This is a genomic window from Brevibacillus sp. FW306-2-1A-C05A (assembly GCF_058781555.1).
Genome location: NZ_JBYSWV010000005.1, coordinates 62309 through 78694 on the forward strand (window position 1 = coordinate 62309; position 16386 = coordinate 78694).

Consider the following 16386-nt stretch of genomic DNA (forward strand, 5'->3'; position numbering starts at 1 on the left):
TCGGAAATCGTGTGATAAAATCATCCTAAGTTAACCATTTTTACAAGTTATAGTGGTTTGGATGATTGGTTATGGAGTCGTACCGTTGTGAGAGACGTCACCATTGTCAATCGCATTGGTACGGCTTTTTTCCTTGACGCAAAAGGCTTATCTGTAAAAAAGGGGTTAACGCTACACTTTTTCGCCTCATGGGGCGAAATGTTCAGGGAGGTTTTGTTTCATGCAACAAGGTATCGTAAAATGGTTTAACGCGGAAAAAGGGTACGGGTTCATCCAAGTGGAAGGCGGAGACGATGTATTCGTACACTACAGCGCGATCCAGTCTGAAGGTTTCAAATCTCTGGACGAAGGTCAAAAAGTTGAGTTCGAAATCGTTCAAGGTAGCCGTGGACCACAAGCTGCTAGCGTAACCAAACTGTAAACTTCGACAGATTCAAAGGCAGTCTCTCAATGGGGAGACTGTCTTTTTTGCGTATGGGAGCGGTTTTGGCAAGAGGGCAAGCGGAGGAAGTCCTGGGAGCGGGCGGCATAAAGCCGGCAGACAAGTCATAAACTGGAACAAAGGCTTGGCCTGCGGAGGGATGGACATGTTCGGTGGAGCAAATCGTGTAAAAGAAAGACGGCGGGAGCGGCTGGAGCGAATCCGTACACAATCACGAGACAGTTTCTCTCCTTACGTGGACGACTGGAAGGACCCAATCGAAGTAGAGACTGATCCGTTCGGGTTTTCCTTGAAGGAAAACGACGAAGGGACGCCGCCGCCTTCTCATGAAAAATGGGGGCTGCAAATTTTTGCTTCCGTCCTTTTGCTGGGGATGGCGTACTTGTTGTTCCAAACGTCGCTGATCCCGGCCAACTGGAAAGATTCCGCGCGCGAGGTCATGACGCGGGATTTTAACTTCGCGGGCGTGGCAGATTGGTACGAAGCCCGGTTCGGCCCGATTCCAACGCTGCTGCCTCAGGTTCCGGGGCCAAGCGCGGTTCCGGCGACAAGTACAGCCAAGGATGTGGCTGTCTGGAAGCTGCCTGCGAGCTGGAAAGTTGTGAAAGCTTATGAAGCGCCAGATACGAAGGTTGTGCTGGATACGGGAGTCGGCGAGCAGGTGAAAATCGGGGAGGCGGGATGGGTTTCCTACGTCGGGGAGCAGCCTGGCTTCGGGACGACTGTCATTGTCCGGCTGACCAAAGGACGGGAAGTGTGGCTCGGCAATCTGGACAGTGTCGGCGTGGCAAAAGACGAGGTGTTGTCGCCCGGACAGGTGATTGGAACGGCACGGGTGGTGAACGGAACAGAGCGCCATTTGTACTTCGCAGCGAAAACAGATGAGCAGTTTGTCGATCCGCTGGAAGTGATCCCGTTTGAATAATGGCGGATGGCTGGACATACGTTTTCGCATTCACCTGCTCTTTTGGGCAGTAATCGGTGTGTCTGTGCTTACAGGCCACTTTTTGGAAGTGATTACGCTGTTTGTGATCGTCCTCATTCACGAGCTGGGACACGTGGCGATGGCTCGCGAGCTGGGCTGGCGAGTGCAGGAGGTCCAGTTGCTCCCTTTTGGCGGGGTGGCGACGGTGGAAAACAGCTACGCCACAGACCCGCTGGATGAGATTGCTGTGGCGCTTGCCGGGCCGTTTATGAACATGGTGATGATGGCAGCCTCGTACCTGTTTTGGTACACAGGCGTCTGGACGGAAGAATGGTCCCGGTTTTTTCTCGTCAGCAACGCTACGATCGCGTTGTTCAATCTGTTGCCGATCTGGCCGCTGGACGGCGGGCGGATCGTGCTGGCGATGCTTTGCTGGTTCATGTCCTACCGCCAGGCAGCACTCGTTTCGCTGGCGGGCAGCACCTTGCTCGCGGGCATTCTCGTCGGGGTGTCCGGCCTCGATCTGAAGCTCAACCTGCTCATCATCGGCCTGTACTTGCTCGCGATGAACATTCAGTCGTTTTTGCGCTTTCCGTATCAATTTTTTCGCTTTCTGGTGGAAAAGTACGGGCGCAGGCAGGAAGAAGCGGCCGTGCAGGCCATCCGCGTCCGCCCGGAGGAGACGGTGCTGGCGGTGTCGCATAAGCTGCGCCGGGGCCGCTCCCACCTGTTCTACGTGCAGGGGGCGGGACTTTTGGCAGAGGAGCAACTGCTGCACGCCCTGTTATTCGAACAAAAGCACGATGCTGCGGTGGGCAAGCTCCTGTAACGGTTAACGCTCAACGGATGCTGGCGGACGCCATTCCAGCAGCAGGCAATCGCGCAAGCTTCCTTCGTGCCATTCGGGGCGGGGAAGCTTTTTCTTTTGGGGTAGCCGTACTGCTCTTTGGCCGAAGCGTCGAGCGGGACGGGGGAAATCGCGCCTTTCTTTTTCCGAATGCCTATGTTAGATTACTTCCTGTGAGTCCGGCAATCCTGCTGGGCTGCCGGAAAAGGACGGGAATACGGAGTGTGAGTGCAGTGAGACAATTGGCAATTAGCGGCAGGGGCGGCGTGCGGATCGCATTTCTTACGGATGGGCAACTGAGCGAATGGCGGACGCAGGAGACAGGCGAGCACGTCGGCGCAGGGGATGTTTACTACGGACGGATCGCAGACGTAAAGCCGGGAATCCAATCCGCTTTTGTTGACATTGGGTGCGGGCAAAACGCTTACTTGTATGTCGATGACACGCTTCCAGCCGCGTCTGGCGAAAAGGGCAAGCCGAGCATTTCCGAGCGTGTGCAAGCGGGTCAGTATGTCATCTGCCAGGTCATCAAGGAAGGCTCAGAGCTCAAGGCTCCGAAAATTTCGCTGAAAATCAGCCTGCAAGGGCGCTACCTCGTGTATTTGCCCGTAGAGGAAGGATTGTCTCTTTCGCGAAAAATTAGCGCGCCAGAGGAACGGCAGCGGCTGGAGCAGATGATCGTGCCGCTGCTCGGAAGCAAAGAAGGAGTCATCGTGCGGACGGAGGCGGCTGGAGTGGACAGCGAGCAGTTGACGAGCGAGCTCGCCTATTTGCGCAAGCGGTGGGAGGGCGTGTGCCGGCAGGCTGCTGCGCGCAAGTCGCCCGGGCGAATCGGCAGCGATCTGGACGCGGTCGAAGCGGCGCTGCGAGAGGCGCTGGCGGAAGGGCTCGATGAAGTGGTGGTGGAGGATGGCGCTACGTTTCAGCAGGTAAAGGCAGCGCTTGCCGCCTTTGCAGCGGATGCGCAAAGCCTGCTGCGAAAACATACGGGCAAAGCGCCGCTGTTTGACGAACTGGGCGTGCAGGCCAAGCTGGAGCGGGCTCTCCAGCGCGAGGTGCCGCTTGGCAACGGCGGCTTTCTCGTGTTTGACAGGACGGAGGCGATGACCGTCATCGACGTGAACACCGGCTCGTTTACCGGAGGAGGCGGCCAGCAGCGAGAGCAGGCTGTCACCGCAACCAATCTGGAGGCGGCAAAGGAAATCGCCAGACAGCTTCGGTTGCGCGACATCGGGGGCATCGTCATCATTGACTTTATTGACATGAAGGAGCCTGCCAACAAAGAAAGGGTGCTGGCGAAGCTGAAAAAAGAGCTGGCCCGGGATGCAGTTCCAGCGACTGTGCTTGGAATGACGGCGCTTGGACTGGTCGAGCTGACGCGAAAACGGGTGAGAGCGAGCCTGGTGGAGCGGCTGACCGAGCCTTGTGCGGCGTGCGAGGGACGCGGGCGAGTTTTGCGTGCTGACGAGTGCCTCCGGCGTCTGCAAGACGAGCTCGCCGGACTGGCCCGTTCGCAGCAGGCGGAGGCGGCGGTCGTGGAGCTTTCCACCAGACTTTTCCCGCTCGTGGACGCCGGGGACGGGGGAACAGCCGCTGCCACCAACTGGCCTCTGCGCATCTATAAGCGCGAGCAACCGCGGCTTGCCCCGGACGGCTACCGGATTACCTACGCGGGAAATGCGGCGGAGGCAGAGCGTTTGTCCGAAAACAATCGCAAAATGACTTGACTGGGCGCTTGCTGCTATGATAACCTAATGTTTGTCATGCAGCTATGTCTTGTGCATACTGTAACCGCACGAATCGGGTACATAAGTCGCCGCCAGTCGGCGCACCTGTAGAGGCGAGTCTGAGTATAGGAGGTGCACACAGTGTACGCAATTATCGAAACCGGTGGAAAGCAATACAAAGTTGAAGAGGGTTCCGTTCTCTTCATCGAGAAATTGGCTGGCAATGAAGGAGAAGTTGTTACTTTTGACAAAGTTCTCTTCGTAAGCAAAGACGGCAAAGTTACTGCAGGAGCTCCTACAGTAGCTGGTGCAACGGTAACTGGTAAAGTAGAAAAACACGGTAAAGCTGCAAAAATCATCGTGTACAAATACAAAGCCAAGAAAAACTACCGTCGCAAACAAGGTCACCGTCAACCGTTCACCAAAGTTGTGATCGAAAAGATCAACGCTTAATTTTGGTGACCTGATATGATCGAAGTGATCGTGAGCCGTGCGCAGCACGGTATCCATGAAATTAGTATTTCCGGACATGCCAATGCGGGTGCTTATGGGGCGGACATCGTTTGTTCCGCCGTATCAGGCATCAGCTTTGGTATATTAAACAGCGTGCAGCCGCTGACGGGACTGACACCGCAAGTTTCAGTCGCCCAAGAAGGCGGCGGCTTTCTGAAGTGGACGCTCGCTTCCTCGGAAGCGGCGGACATACTAGAAAAGCAGCAGCTTTTGGCTGAGAGCATGGTGATCGCCCTGTTATCAGTTGCGGCGCAGTACGGGAAATACGTAAAAGTGAATGACCATAAATGGCAGGGAGGTGTCTGATATGAACATGCTGTTTAATTTGGACCTTCAGTTTTTCGCATCGAAAAAAGGGGTAGGTTCCACTAAAAACGGACGTGATTCCATTTCCAAACGTCTGGGCGTGAAACGCGGTGACGGTCAATTCGTTACTGCCGGAAACATCCTCGTTCGCCAACGCGGAACGAAGATTTACCCAGGTGCGAACGTAATGAAAGGCGGAGACGACACTCTGTTTGCAACTGCAGATGGCGTTGTTCGTTTCAAGCGTCTGGGCCGCGATCGCAAGCAAGTTGTGATCGAACCAGTTGCTTCCGAAGCGTAAATATTTGTTCCAGGAAAACCCAGCATCGTTGCTGGGTTTTCTTTTGCTTTTCGGGCAAACGGAACAAAGCGGAACAGTTTGCGCCAAAATAGTTGGGCGCAGCCAAGTTTTCTCATTGTCCCGGCTTCTTTTATGGTACAATAGTTAGGAAAGAAATTCTTATCGACTTGGGTGAATGTGATGGGGGACGAGCGGAGACTGCTTACGCATCAGACAGACCAGTTGCTGGCCGTACTGAATCGGCAGCGGCATGACTGGTTGAACCACGTTCAGGTTCTGCTCGGCTATTTGCATATGAACCGTACTGAGCAGGGAGAGGCGCACTTGAAGCGCATCGCGCAGATGGCGATGCAGGAATCAATGGTCGCGCGTTTGAACAACTCCCTGTTGTCCGTCTTCTTCTTGACATTCAATGCGCTGAACAAGGAAATGCTTTTGGAAGTAGACGTGTGCAATGATGTGGATCTCACGCGAATAGCATTGGACGAGCAGCACTTGTTTCAGTTGGTGTCGGAGATATTATGCACAGTGAACGATCATGTAGACCAAAATGGCTACGAGCCAGCCAGTATGCACGTAAGCTTGCAGGCGGATCAACGAGGCGTTCATTTTCGTTTTGACCTGGCCGGAGAGCTGAATGCATCCGGAATGGAAAAATTGGAAAAGCTGATACGGAATAGCGAGCAAAGTACGGTGGAGGTCACCGAGTGGATACAGACGGAAGGCGAATGGGTGTTGGACTTGCTGATTCCATTCGCGCAATGAAAGAGGTGACACCATGTTTGTCGATCAGGTAAAAGTTTATGTAAAAGGCGGAGACGGTGGGAACGGAGCCGTTTCTTTTCGCCGGGAGAAGTACGTGCCGCTTGGCGGACCGGCAGGCGGCGATGGCGGTAAAGGCGGCGATGTCGTGTTTGAAGTCGATGAAGGACTGCGCACGCTCGTAGACTTCCGCTACCAAAGACATTTCAAGGCGCCGCGCGGAGAGCACGGACGCAACAAGTCGCAGCACGGAGCCGGAGCGGAGGATATGATCGTCCGCGTACCGCCGGGCACGACCGTCATTGATGACGACACAAAAGAAGTCATTGCCGATCTGGTGGAGCACGGCCAGCGCGCTGTGATCGCCAAAGGCGGACGTGGCGGACGGGGGAATATCCGTTTTGCCAATTCGTCCAATCCCGCCCCACATATTTCGGAGAACGGAGAACCGGGCCAGGAGCGCTACATCGTCATGGAGCTGAAGCTGATTGCGGATGTCGGTCTGGTTGGCTATCCGAGCGTCGGAAAATCGACACTGCTCTCCAGTGTGACTGCGGCGAAGCCAAAGATCGCAGCGTACCATTTTACGACGTTGACGCCGAATCTGGGTGTCGTGGATTTGGGCGAGCAGAGCTTTGTCATGGCTGACTTGCCGGGGCTGATTGAAGGCGCGCACGAAGGTGTGGGGCTTGGCCACCAATTCCTGCGCCACGTGGAGCGCACCCGCCTGATTGTTCACGTCATCGACATGGCAGGGGTGGATGGACGCGATCCTTACGAAGATTACTTGCAGATTAACCGCGAGCTGAAGCTCTACAACCTGAAGCTTGAGGAGCGTCCGCAAATTATCGCGGCCAACAAGATGGACGTGCCGGAAGCGGCGGAAAACTTGCGACGCTTCAAGGAAAAAGTGCCGGATGTCAACGTGTTTGAGATTTCGGCAGCGACCAGACAAGGCGTCCAGGAATTGATGTACGCGATAGGCGACATGCTCTCGACGATTCCGGACAAGCCGACGGTCGAGGAAGTTGTAGAAGTGGAAGAGCGCGTGGTGTTCCGGGCGGAAAAAGAGCCGGAGCCATTCGAGATTACCCGCGACAACGATGTGTTCGTGGTCAGCGGCGAGAAAATCGAGAAGCTGGTGCGCATGACGAACCTCAACAGCTATGACGCCGCTCAGCGCTTCGCAAGACAGATGCGCAGCATGGGCGTGGACGAGGCATTGCGCAAGCACGGCGCAAAAGACGGGGATACCGTTCGGATTGGCAAATTAGAGTTTGACTTTGTGGAGTGACAAACAAAAATGATTGATATCCCATCCCTTACCCCTTTCATGGCGGACAAACGCCTCCAACGCGGTGCTTCTTTGCCGATGATGATCTCAAGACAGGTCAAAGCGCCCATTCAAGTAATGGTAGAGCATGTCAAAAGCAGTTATCTCGTTGTCTCTCTTGAGATGAAGGCCGAAGCAAGGACCGAACTGCTCGGATCAACGGTACGTGTTCGGTGGGAATCGGATGCGGCTATTAACACGATTGATCTGGAAGTCATTTCAGAAGAAACGGTCTGGCCAATCAAGCTGTTGGCGATGGTTCCGGTCAGCGTCGGCGTCGAGATTGTGGCAGGCCGCAAGCAGGAGCCCATCTCCCCGGGAATCGACATCCGCGTCCCGTACAAGGTGATGGGGGCAAGGCCGATCGAGGAAAAAGGAGAGGCTGTGCTGCTGAAGCTTTCCCCCACACGGCTTATTCTCGGCACAGAAGGCTACGTGGCAAAGGGAGAGTTTCTCCACCTCTCGTTCACAGTTCCGTCGACTGGCCAGGAAATCGTCATGATGGCAAAAATCGTGGAGAAAACTTTCGACGACAAGCAAACCGTGATCGAGTTGATTTTTACGGATATCAATGAAAAGCATCACCAACTCATCAAAGATTACTATAAAAAACTCACGTCTGCCGCTTCTTCCTGAGGAAGCGGTTTTTTTTCCTTTGCTGTTCCCGCGAAGAAGGTATATAGTAGAGTACATAGAGTTCTGAATCGAGCCTGTTCACCTGGTGGATTTGTTTTGTACGCTTTCCTGAATATCACTTTGTGAAATCTTGCACTTTTGATTATTCTACGCTGTTGTGTTGCTTCAGTTTGTGAAAAATATTACAAGCACATAGGCTTTTCGGTATTTTGGGAGAATGGCGGCCGTTACTCGTATGAACAGGCATCGAGAAAGAAGGCCTCTATTCCAAAGCAAAGGAGGACGTTTTTCTATGTCTCAAACAACCACGCAACAAGCTCAGGCGGAAGTAGCAAGCACCGCTACCCTGGCACCTGAGCAGCAAATGGATGTACTCGATCAGTTGATGAAGCCAGAAATTCAAGAATCCCTGAATGTGTTGGTGGCAAACTTGCCGAAGCTGGCCGAGATGACAACCATCCTCACCAAAACGTACGACCTGGTACAAACCGTAGCCAACGACCAAGTGCTCATCGAAGACATCAAGGGCGGCGTGGAAGAGTTCGTCAAGCCGATCTCTGACAAGGCAAAAGGCATCGCACAAGCGGCGATCGAAGCAAACGACCGCGCGCACGCGGAGGAATCCACTATCGGTTTGTTTGGCATGCTCAAAATGCTGAAAGACCCGCAAGTACAAAAAACATTGCGTTTCGCCCAGGCATTCCTGGAAGTTTTGGCAGAGCGCCAGCAGCAAAAACGCTAATTACGATAACCTACGAGAGACAAGGACGGAGGATTGGGCATGGCGAAGCATATTCTCATTTTGGGCGGCGGCTACGGCGGATTGCTGTCCGCTTTGACTGCACGTAAACACATGACGGCTGAAGAAGCGACGATCACGGTTGTGAACCGTTTCCCTACGCACCAAATCATCACGGAGCTGCACCGCTTGGCAGTAGGAAACCTGTCTGAGCAAAACGTGGCGCTGCCACTGGAAAGACTGCTGCGCGGCAAAGATATCAACCTCGTGATTGATACTGTGGAAAAAATCGGCCTCGAATCGCAGCGTGTGACGCTGGCGAGCGGCGAGTCTATCAAATACGATGCACTGGTAATCGCGCTGGGCAGCGAGACGGCATTCTTCGGCATTCCTGGCCTGCAAGAGTACAGCTTCACGCTGAAATCGGTAGAGGAAGCAAACCGTCTGCGCGCGCACCTCGAAGAGCGCGTAGCAGAGTACAGCAAGAGCAAAAACAAGGCAGATGCCACCTTCGTGGTTGGCGGTGGCGGCCTGACCGGGATCGAGCTGGTTGGCGAGTTCGCCGACATGCTGCCGAACCTGTGCCGCAAATACGGCGTAGATTTTGCAGACCTGTCCATCTACTGTGTAGAAGCAGGACCATCCATCCTCGCAGGCTTTGCCCCTGACCTGGTAGAGCGTGCGAAAACAAGCCTGGAAAAACGCGGCGTTCAGTTCCTGACGGGCGTTCCGGTAACTGAAATGAAAGAAACGACGGTATGCTTAAAAGACGGCAACACCATCGAAACCAAAACAATGGTTTGGACAGGCGGCGTGCAAGGCAATCGCGTAGTGGCGGAGTGCGGCATTGAAGTAAATCGCGGCCGTGCAACCGTTACCGAATACTTGCAATCCACTTCTCACCCAGAAGTATTCCTCGCAGGCGACAGCGCGGTCGTGATGGGACCAGAAGGCCGTCCATACCCGCCGACTGCGCAACTGGCATGGCAAATGGGCGAAGTGGTGGGCTACAACCTGTTCGCGCACTTCAACGGCTCCAAAATGGACACGTTCAAGCCGGTATTCTCCGGTACGCTGGGCAGCCTGGGCCGCAAAGACGCCATCGGCACCATCGGCGCAAGCCAACTGAAGCTGAAAGGCTTGCCAGCTACCTTGATGAAGGAAGCGAGCAACGTGCGCTACCTGACTCATATCAACGGCCTGTCCTCGCTGGCCTACTAATTCATACGAGTAACACGCACAAAACCCGGGATCTGGCATCCCGGGTTTTTCCTATTTCAGCGAGCAAAGGTGCAGATCACTCTGGCGGACTTATTTGTTGCCGCTCGGATCTTCGACGATGTTCGGGGATTGCGCCATTTTTTTGCCGCGCAGATCAGCGCCAAACTGATCCAGGCTGCTCGGCTTCCCGGCCGGGTGATTGTTGCGGCGCTCTGATTTGTCCGACTTTCCGCGTCCTGCCATCTGTCTTTCACCTCCTCTTCCTCAACCGCTTTTAGTTTGCGCGAAGCGCGCCAAGCTCATGTAACCCGAGTGAACCGAATCAGGTTGGGTGAAAAAAATTGGCGTTCAAGGATTGTCACAGCGGACGGTATCCGTTATAATGTCCTCTATGAAGAAACAACTGTTTTTCTCAGGAGGACACGACGGTGAAACGGGAAGAGAAGTTCTACTTGATACGATCTGACATCTTACCAGAATCTATCGTGAAGACGATCGAAGCGAAAAAGATGCTGGAATCCGGCGAAGTGGACACCGTGAATGAGGCAGTGGAGCGGGTGGGACTGAGCCGAAGTGCTTTTTACAAATACAAGGACGGTATCTTTCCCTTCAATGCCATGATGAGCGAAAAGATCATGACGATCACGTTTTCGCTGGAGCACATGTCCGGTTATTTGTCCAAGGTGCTCACGTACGTAGCAGAACAAGGCGGGAACGTGCTGACGATCAACCAGACGATTCCGCTGCAAGGGATTGCCAACATTTCCATGTCTGTCGATATGGCCAACCTGCGCGTATCCAGCACGGAATTTCTGGAAAGCTTGCAAGAAATCCCCGGCGTTCGCAAAGCGATGATCGTCGGCAGAGGGTAAAAGAAGGGTAGGAGGAGAGAAACAATGGAGAAGCAAAGCATCAAGCTGGGGTTAATGGGGTTTGGCACAGTAGGGACAGGGGTTGTCCGCATCATCCAGGCGCATCAGGACGACTTGCAAAAGCAGACGGGACTGGGGATTGAGATTACGAAAATTCTCGTGCAGGACGCCGAGAAATCCCGCAATATCAGTTCCATGGATAATCTGCTGACGACAGAACCTGCTGAGCTTCTGGATGATCCGGACATTGAGGTGATCGTCGAGGTCATCGGTGGCATCCATCCGGCGAAGGAGTACATTCTCGCAGCACTGGAGCGCGGCAAGCATGTGGTGACAGCCAACAAAGACTTGATGGCGCTGCACGGCGCTGAAATTTTGAACAAGGCGCAGGAAAAAGGCTGCGACGTGTTTTACGAAGCGAGCGTGGCAGGCGGCATTCCGATCTTGCGCGCGCTGGTGGAAGGCTTCTCCTCTGACCGCATCACCAAAATGATGGGCATCGTCAACGGGACGACCAACTACATTTTGACCAAAATGAGCCAGGAGGGGGCAGACTACAGCGACGTTTTGAAGGAGGCGCAAGCGTTGGGATATGCGGAGGCGAATCCTACCTCTGACGTGGAAGGCTTCGACGCGGCCCGCAAAATGGCGATTCTGGCGACGCTCGGCTTCCGCGTACCGATGAAGCTCGAAGACGTGGACGTCAAAGGAATCAGCAAAGTGAGCAAAGAGGACATCGCCTACGGCAAGCAACTGGGCTATGAGATCAAGCTGCTGGGCCTGGCGAGACGCGATGGGGAAGCGATCGAGGTGAGCGTGCAGCCGACAATGGTGCCAAAATCGCATCCGCTGGCTTCCGTCAACGGCGTGTTCAACGCAGTGTACGTTCACGGCGAAGCGGTTGGCGAGACGATGTTCTATGGGCCGGGCGCGGGCGAGCTTCCGACTGCGACCGCAGTCGTGTCCGACCTCGTTACCGTTGTGAAAAACAGAAAGCTCGGGGTAAACGGACGCGGAATGGTCGCTCCGTACAAAGAAAAAATTCTCAAGGACGACAGCGAAAAGCTGTCCAAATACTTCCTGCGGATCGTAGTGACAGACAAGCGCGGCGTTTTGGCGCAGATCACCCAGCTTTTGGCTGACAAAAACATTTCCCTGGAGCAAGTCATCCAGCAGCCGTACAACAATGGCGGCGAGGCGGAAATCATCATGGTGACGCACCTGTCCTCGAAAAGCGACATGGACGGAGTCATTGCCTACATGGAACAAATGGACATCGTGTCCAAGATTGAAAGCTGCTACCGGGTAGAAGGGGGAGACAAATAATGAGTTCGGATCGACAATCTGGCATCATCGCACGCTATCGGGAGTTTCTTCCGGTTACGGACAAGACACCGCTCATCAGCCTGCACGAAGGAAATACACCGTTGATTCACGCGCCAAACCTGTCCAAACAGCTCGGCGTCGAGCTATACGTGAAGTACGAGGGGCTGAACCCGACAGGCTCGTTCAAGGACAGGGGCATGGTGATGGCTGTCGCCAAGGCAGTAGAGGAAGGCAGCAAAACGATCATGTGCGCTTCCACCGGCAACACGTCGGCTGCTGCCGCTGCTTACGCCGCGCGCTCCGGCTTGCGCTGCATCGTGTTGATTCCGAGCGGCAACATCGCCCTCGGCAAGCTGGCGCAAGCGATCGCGTATGGCGCGGAAGTGATCGCCATCGACGGCAACTTCGACGAGGCACTGAACATCGTGCGCGAAATTACGGCGAAAGAGCCGATTACGCTCGTCAATTCCGTCAACCCGTACCGGATCGAAGGGCAAAAGACTGGAGCGTTCGAAGTGTGCGACGCCTTGGCTGACGCACCGGACATTTTGGCGATTCCCGTGGGCAACGCCGGAAACATCACCGCCTACTGGAAAGGCTTCAAAGAGTACAAGGAAGCGGGCAAATCCAGCCGCTTGCCGCACATGTACGGCTTCCAGGCAGCGGGAGCGGCGCCTCTCGTGCTCGGACAGCCTGTACCCAATCCGGAGACGATCGCAACAGCAATCCGCATCGGCAACCCTGCGAGCAAGGATGGCGCTCTGAACGCGATCGCCGAATCGAACGGACTCGTCGACAGCGTGACGGACGAAGAGATCATGCAGGCGTACCAGCTTTTGGCGAAAAACGAAGGCGTCTTCTGCGAACCGGCATCTGCCGCATCGCTGGCGGGCATCATCAAGCTGCATCAGGCCGGAAAGCTTCCACAGGGCGTCAAGGTTGCTTGCGTTTTGACCGGAAATGGCCTGAAAGACCCGAACATCGCCCTGAAGCTCGTAGGCGAGGAGCCGCGCTCGGTGCCTGCGACACATGAAGCCGTCATGCAACTGGTTCGCCAGAGCGAAAGCGAAGTCGTGTCATGAGCGAGCAGCGCGTAAAAGTAACGATTCCCGCAAGCACAGCCAATCTGGGGCCGGGCTTCGATGCTTTGGGAATGGCTTTTCAACTGTATTCGGTAGTGGAAATGGAAGTAAGCGAGCGGACAACCGTCGAGCTGGTTGGAAAAGAGCTGGAAGGGACGCCAGCAGACAAAAGCAATCTGTTGTATCAAGTAGCCGCGGGCTTGTTTGCAGAAGCCGGGCTGGCAGTTCCGGAGCTGGCGATACGGGCTTCGAGCGACGCTCCCTTGACGCGCGGGCTGGGCAGCAGTGCCGCGGCGATTGTCGGCGCGCTGGTGGCGGCGAATCAGCTTGCCGGGGAGCCATTTACCCGCGAAGAGCTGTTCGCACGGGCAACAGCGATGGAGGGACACCCCGACAATGTGGGAGCCTCGATGTTTGGCGGCATCATCGTGGCGACCATGCCGGAAAAAGCGGGGGAGCCCGTCCCGTATGTTCGCTTCGCCCCTCCCGCCGGGTTGCAAACGCTCGTCGTCATCCCGGATTTCATGCTGGAGACGCAAAAGGCGCGCAACGTTTTGCCGCAGGTGTACAGCAAGGAAGATGTTGTATATAATGTGGGACATAGCAGTTTGCTCGTTGCCGCATTGGCACAAGGCAGACTCGACCTGATGGGACGGGCTATGTCAGATCGGCTGCACCAGCCGTATCGCGCTAAACTTGTACCTGGCTTGAACGAAATCCTGGACAAAGCGACTGAGCACGGTGCCGTAGGCGCTGCCTTGAGCGGCGCGGGTCCGACGATTCTTTGCTTCTTTTCTACCGCAGAAGAGGAGGGACGACTGCGCGCATTCGTGGACAGCGTGATGAAAGGGCACGGCATTACTTACCGTGTCATGATTTTGCAGCCGGACGAAAATGGCGTACAAGTAGAAATCCATCAGAGATAGAGCATAGTTGGATAGGAGAACGCCATGGAGAAGAAACTCGCTTTTCTCGGACCTCGCGGAACGTTCACGGAAGAGGCGGCCCGGTCTTTGACGCAAGACCAGCCGATCTCGCTCGTTCCGTACCCGAGCATTATTGATGTGCTGAACGCCGTTTCCAACAAGAAAGTGGCATTCGGGGTTGTGCCGATGGAAAATTCCATCGAAGGAACCGTCAACTCCACCCTGGATTGGCTCATTCACGAAGTCGACTTGCCGATTATGGCCGAGCTGGCGCTGCCGATTACGCAAAACTTGCTGGTGGCAAAAAGGGAGCAGCCGCTGCCTTTGTCTGCGATTACGAAAGTTTTGTCGCATCCGCAGGCGATCGCGCAAAGCCACAACTTTTTGCGCGAAAACTTGCCGCACGCCCAGATCGAGTACGTGAACAGCACGGCGCTGGCAGCGAAAACCGTGAGCGAGCATCCCGAAGAGCCGTGGGCTGCTGTCGGCACCAGGCTGAATGTGGAGATTTATCCGCTGGAATTCGCACGCGAGCAAATTCAAGATTATTCGAATAACTACACCCGCTTTGTGCTCGTCGGCCAGGAACCGCTTGCGCTGCCGGCGTCTGCGCGCGAAAAGACGACGATTCTCGTCACGCTGCCGGAAGACTTCCCGGGGGCGCTGTACCAGGTGCTGGCGGCGTTTGCCTGGAGAAAAGTCAACTTGTCGCGGATTGAATCCCGCCCGACGAAAAAAGCATTGGGAAGCTACTATTTTGTCATTGATATCGAGCAAAAAATGGATGATGTCCTGCTGCCGGGAGCCTTTGCCGAGATTGAAGCGATCGGCTGTCAGGTGCGCCAGCTTGGAACGTATCCGTTTTATATGCAAAAAGCCAATTTTTAGAAATTGGCTTTTTTCTTTTTTCTCCCCCGTTCAAGAAAGCCAAGGCGTAAAGGAGCAAAACGCCCATGGGTGCATACCATGGTAGGGAGTTTTTACGCAAGGGAGGAGAAACATTGAGGATTCACATCGTACAAAAAGGCGAGAGCATGTGGAAGATCGCCAAAAAATACGGCGTCGATTACAAGGAACTGCTGCGCTTAAACAGCCAGATCAAAACTCCCGACACGCTCTATCCCGGAGCGAGAATCAAAATTCCGGCAAAGCGCGTTCCTGTCAGACCACAGCCACGAACAACGCCTCACCCGATGAGCGAGGCGGCTCCATATGTAAAAGAACGGCCGATTACCGAGCCTGAGTCGGAGGAAGTTCCGCTGCAGATTGAGCGGCGTCCGATCGAGCCGGAAGAACAAGAGGAAGAGGTGCGGATTGAATCGGAATCCAAGCCAAGAGTGAGTCCGGAGATTCCGTTTACGCCGCCAGCGAAGGAAAGGCCCCCGGCTTCGCCAACCCCGTCTGTGTCGCCAGAGACGATCCGGCCAACGCCAACGCCTGCACCGCTGCCGGAGAGGGTCGTTCCGCCAAAGCCACCCGGACCGAACATCAACCTAGAGCCGCAGAGGCCGCCAGTGCCAACGACGCCAGCCCGGCCTGTCGTTCCGCCCGTGCAGCCAACGCAAGTAAGCCCGTATATTTACCAGCCTCCCAGCCCGCCGAACATCGCGATGCCGAACGTACCGCCGCTGCCGCCTACACAGATCAGGCCGCTTCAGCCGCAGACACCGCCTGCGATCCAGTGTCCGCCATGCCCGCCTGTTCAGGCTCAGCCAAACATCCCACCAGGCCAGGTGAGGCCGTTTTCGCCGATGCCTCCGACACAGGTGCGCCCTCTGCAGCCAATGCCGCCACAGCAGGTACGCCCGATGCCGATGCCACCGAGACCGCCGCAGCAGCAAGTGCACCCGCTGCCGCCTGCGCCAAAGCTTCGGCCATGCCCGCCTGTGCGACCTTGCCCGCCGTGCGCGGCTCCGAGAATGCCTATGCCGCAGCAGCCGGGAAGACAACTGGTCAGTCCGGAGCAGATGGGGCCAGGGCCATGGCAAAGGCCGTTCCCAGGTCCAGGCCCGGGACAGCCGATGTTTCCCTACAGGCCGTTTGTCAGCCCGTGGCAGATGATGCCGCCATTCCCGGGGATGATCCCGTTCGGAATGCCGCCGATACGTCCGATGCCGCTTCCAATGCCGCTGTATCCGCTGCAACCGATGCATCCGCCCATGCCTATGCCATATCCACCGTCTCCGCCTAGACAGCCTCGCGCGAAGCTGCCTGTTTGCCCAGAACCAGTGGAGTCATCGTCATCATGTGAGTGTTCCTCGGCCAGCCCGGAGTACAGAAAGCGCAGACGCGTGAGAAGCAGCCGTGGCCCGCAGCCGTTTCACAACAACATGATGTTCCCGCCTACCCAGTGCGTCGCCTCCATGCCAGAGCAAGGCGCATGGCCAAACTGGGGAGACGGGCTCGATGAATCCTCTTCGTACTGAGA

General features: G+C 55.5%; 19 protein-coding genes and 1 other annotated feature. Of the genes, 18 read left to right on the plus strand and 1 reads right to left on the minus strand.

The window, feature by feature from the left end; all coding sequences use genetic code 11:
- Positions 1 to 220 precede the first annotated feature (220 nt).
- The 12 genes from AC3WJN_RS06245 (at position 221) to AC3WJN_RS06300 (ending at position 9752) form a co-directional block, all read left to right on the plus strand.
- Positions 221 to 421, plus strand: a complete 201-nt coding sequence (locus tag AC3WJN_RS06245) for a cold-shock protein (protein ID WP_005832370.1) — start codon at positions 221 to 223, stop codon at positions 419 to 421.
- Positions 422 to 587: 166 nt separating this feature from the next.
- Positions 588 to 1367, plus strand: a complete 780-nt coding sequence (locus AC3WJN_RS06250) for a M23 family metallopeptidase (protein ID WP_005832372.1) — start codon at positions 588 to 590, stop codon at positions 1365 to 1367.
- Complete coding sequence (locus AC3WJN_RS06255) at positions 1360 to 2196, plus strand: M50 family metallopeptidase (protein WP_005832374.1); 837 nt, start codon at positions 1360 to 1362, stop codon at positions 2194 to 2196. Before AC3WJN_RS06250 ends, AC3WJN_RS06255 begins: the two co-directional genes overlap by 8 nt.
- A 251-nt stretch (positions 2197 to 2447) precedes the next feature.
- Positions 2448 to 3941 carry an Rne/Rng family ribonuclease gene (locus AC3WJN_RS06260; protein WP_007782409.1) on the plus strand — a complete coding sequence of 498 codons (1494 nt, stop codon included), beginning with the start codon at positions 2448 to 2450 and terminating at the stop codon, positions 3939 to 3941.
- A 52-nt stretch (positions 3942 to 3993) separates the two neighbouring features.
- Positions 3994 to 4072: a sequence feature (ribosomal protein L21 leader region), on the plus strand.
- 10 nt (positions 4073 to 4082) lie between these two features.
- Entirely contained in the window at positions 4083 to 4394 is a 312-nt protein-coding gene (gene rplU, locus AC3WJN_RS06265; RefSeq protein ID WP_005832378.1) for a 50S ribosomal protein L21, read from the plus strand.
- 15 nt (positions 4395 to 4409) lie between these two features.
- Complete coding sequence (locus AC3WJN_RS06270) at positions 4410 to 4760, plus strand: ribosomal-processing cysteine protease Prp (protein ID WP_005832380.1); 351 nt, start codon at positions 4410 to 4412, stop codon at positions 4758 to 4760.
- A gap of 7 nt (positions 4761 to 4767) precedes the next feature.
- On the plus strand, positions 4768 to 5061 hold the full coding sequence (rpmA, locus tag AC3WJN_RS06275; protein WP_005832382.1) for a 50S ribosomal protein L27: 294 nt from the start codon (positions 4768 to 4770) through the stop codon (positions 5059 to 5061).
- A 180-nt stretch (positions 5062 to 5241) separates the two neighbouring features.
- Positions 5242 to 5826 (plus strand): Spo0B C-terminal domain-containing protein, encoded by a 585-nt coding sequence (locus AC3WJN_RS06280; RefSeq protein ID WP_005832384.1) that lies wholly within the window; start codon positions 5242 to 5244, stop codon positions 5824 to 5826.
- A gap of 13 nt (positions 5827 to 5839) precedes the next feature.
- Positions 5840 to 7117, plus strand: a complete 1278-nt coding sequence (gene obgE, locus AC3WJN_RS06285) for a GTPase ObgE (protein ID WP_005832387.1) — start codon at positions 5840 to 5842, stop codon at positions 7115 to 7117.
- Between the two features lie 9 nt (positions 7118 to 7126).
- Positions 7127 to 7792, plus strand: coding sequence for a PilZ domain-containing protein (locus tag AC3WJN_RS06290; protein WP_005832390.1), 666 nt, complete (start codon positions 7127 to 7129; stop codon positions 7790 to 7792).
- A 292-nt stretch (positions 7793 to 8084) separates the two neighbouring features.
- The gene (locus tag AC3WJN_RS06295) at positions 8085 to 8534 is read left to right on the plus strand and encodes a DUF1641 domain-containing protein (protein ID WP_005832392.1); all 450 of its coding nucleotides are present in this window, start codon (positions 8085 to 8087) and stop codon (positions 8532 to 8534) included.
- Between the two features lie 39 nt (positions 8535 to 8573).
- The gene (locus AC3WJN_RS06300; protein WP_005832394.1) at positions 8574 to 9752 is read left to right on the plus strand and encodes an NAD(P)/FAD-dependent oxidoreductase; all 1179 of its coding nucleotides are present in this window, start codon (positions 8574 to 8576) and stop codon (positions 9750 to 9752) included.
- 90 nt (positions 9753 to 9842) lie between these two features.
- Here the strand turns inward: AC3WJN_RS06300 and AC3WJN_RS06305 are convergent, their stop codons facing one another.
- A complete protein-coding gene (locus AC3WJN_RS06305) occupies positions 9843 to 9995 on the minus strand; it encodes a hypothetical protein (RefSeq protein WP_007782400.1) in 153 nt (50 codons plus the stop codon).
- A 185-nt stretch (positions 9996 to 10180) separates the two neighbouring features.
- Between AC3WJN_RS06305 and AC3WJN_RS06310 the strand changes: the two genes are divergently transcribed.
- The 6 genes from AC3WJN_RS06310 (at position 10181) to AC3WJN_RS06335 (ending at position 16384) form a co-directional block, all read left to right on the plus strand.
- Positions 10181 to 10624, plus strand: a complete 444-nt coding sequence (locus tag AC3WJN_RS06310) for an ACT domain-containing protein (protein WP_005832396.1) — start codon at positions 10181 to 10183, stop codon at positions 10622 to 10624.
- A 24-nt stretch (positions 10625 to 10648) separates the two neighbouring features.
- Positions 10649 to 11950 carry a homoserine dehydrogenase gene (locus AC3WJN_RS06315; protein ID WP_005832398.1) on the plus strand — a complete coding sequence of 434 codons (1302 nt, stop codon included), beginning with the start codon at positions 10649 to 10651 and terminating at the stop codon, positions 11948 to 11950.
- A complete protein-coding gene (thrC, locus tag AC3WJN_RS06320) occupies positions 11950 to 13032 on the plus strand; it encodes a threonine synthase (protein WP_007782391.1) in 1083 nt (360 codons plus the stop codon). The genes AC3WJN_RS06315 and thrC overlap by 1 nt, the downstream gene beginning before the upstream one ends.
- Complete coding sequence (gene thrB / locus AC3WJN_RS06325; protein WP_007782388.1) at positions 13029 to 13958, plus strand: homoserine kinase; 930 nt, start codon at positions 13029 to 13031, stop codon at positions 13956 to 13958. Before thrC ends, thrB begins: the two co-directional genes overlap by 4 nt.
- Before the next feature lie 24 nt (positions 13959 to 13982).
- Positions 13983 to 14846: a prephenate dehydratase gene (gene pheA, locus AC3WJN_RS06330; protein ID WP_007782385.1), complete on the plus strand. Its 864-nt coding sequence runs from the start codon at positions 13983 to 13985 to the stop codon at positions 14844 to 14846.
- Between the two features lie 113 nt (positions 14847 to 14959).
- Positions 14960 to 16384, plus strand: a complete 1425-nt coding sequence (locus AC3WJN_RS06335; RefSeq protein WP_157179523.1) for a LysM peptidoglycan-binding domain-containing protein — start codon at positions 14960 to 14962, stop codon at positions 16382 to 16384.
- Positions 16385 to 16386: the final 2 nt, after the last annotated feature.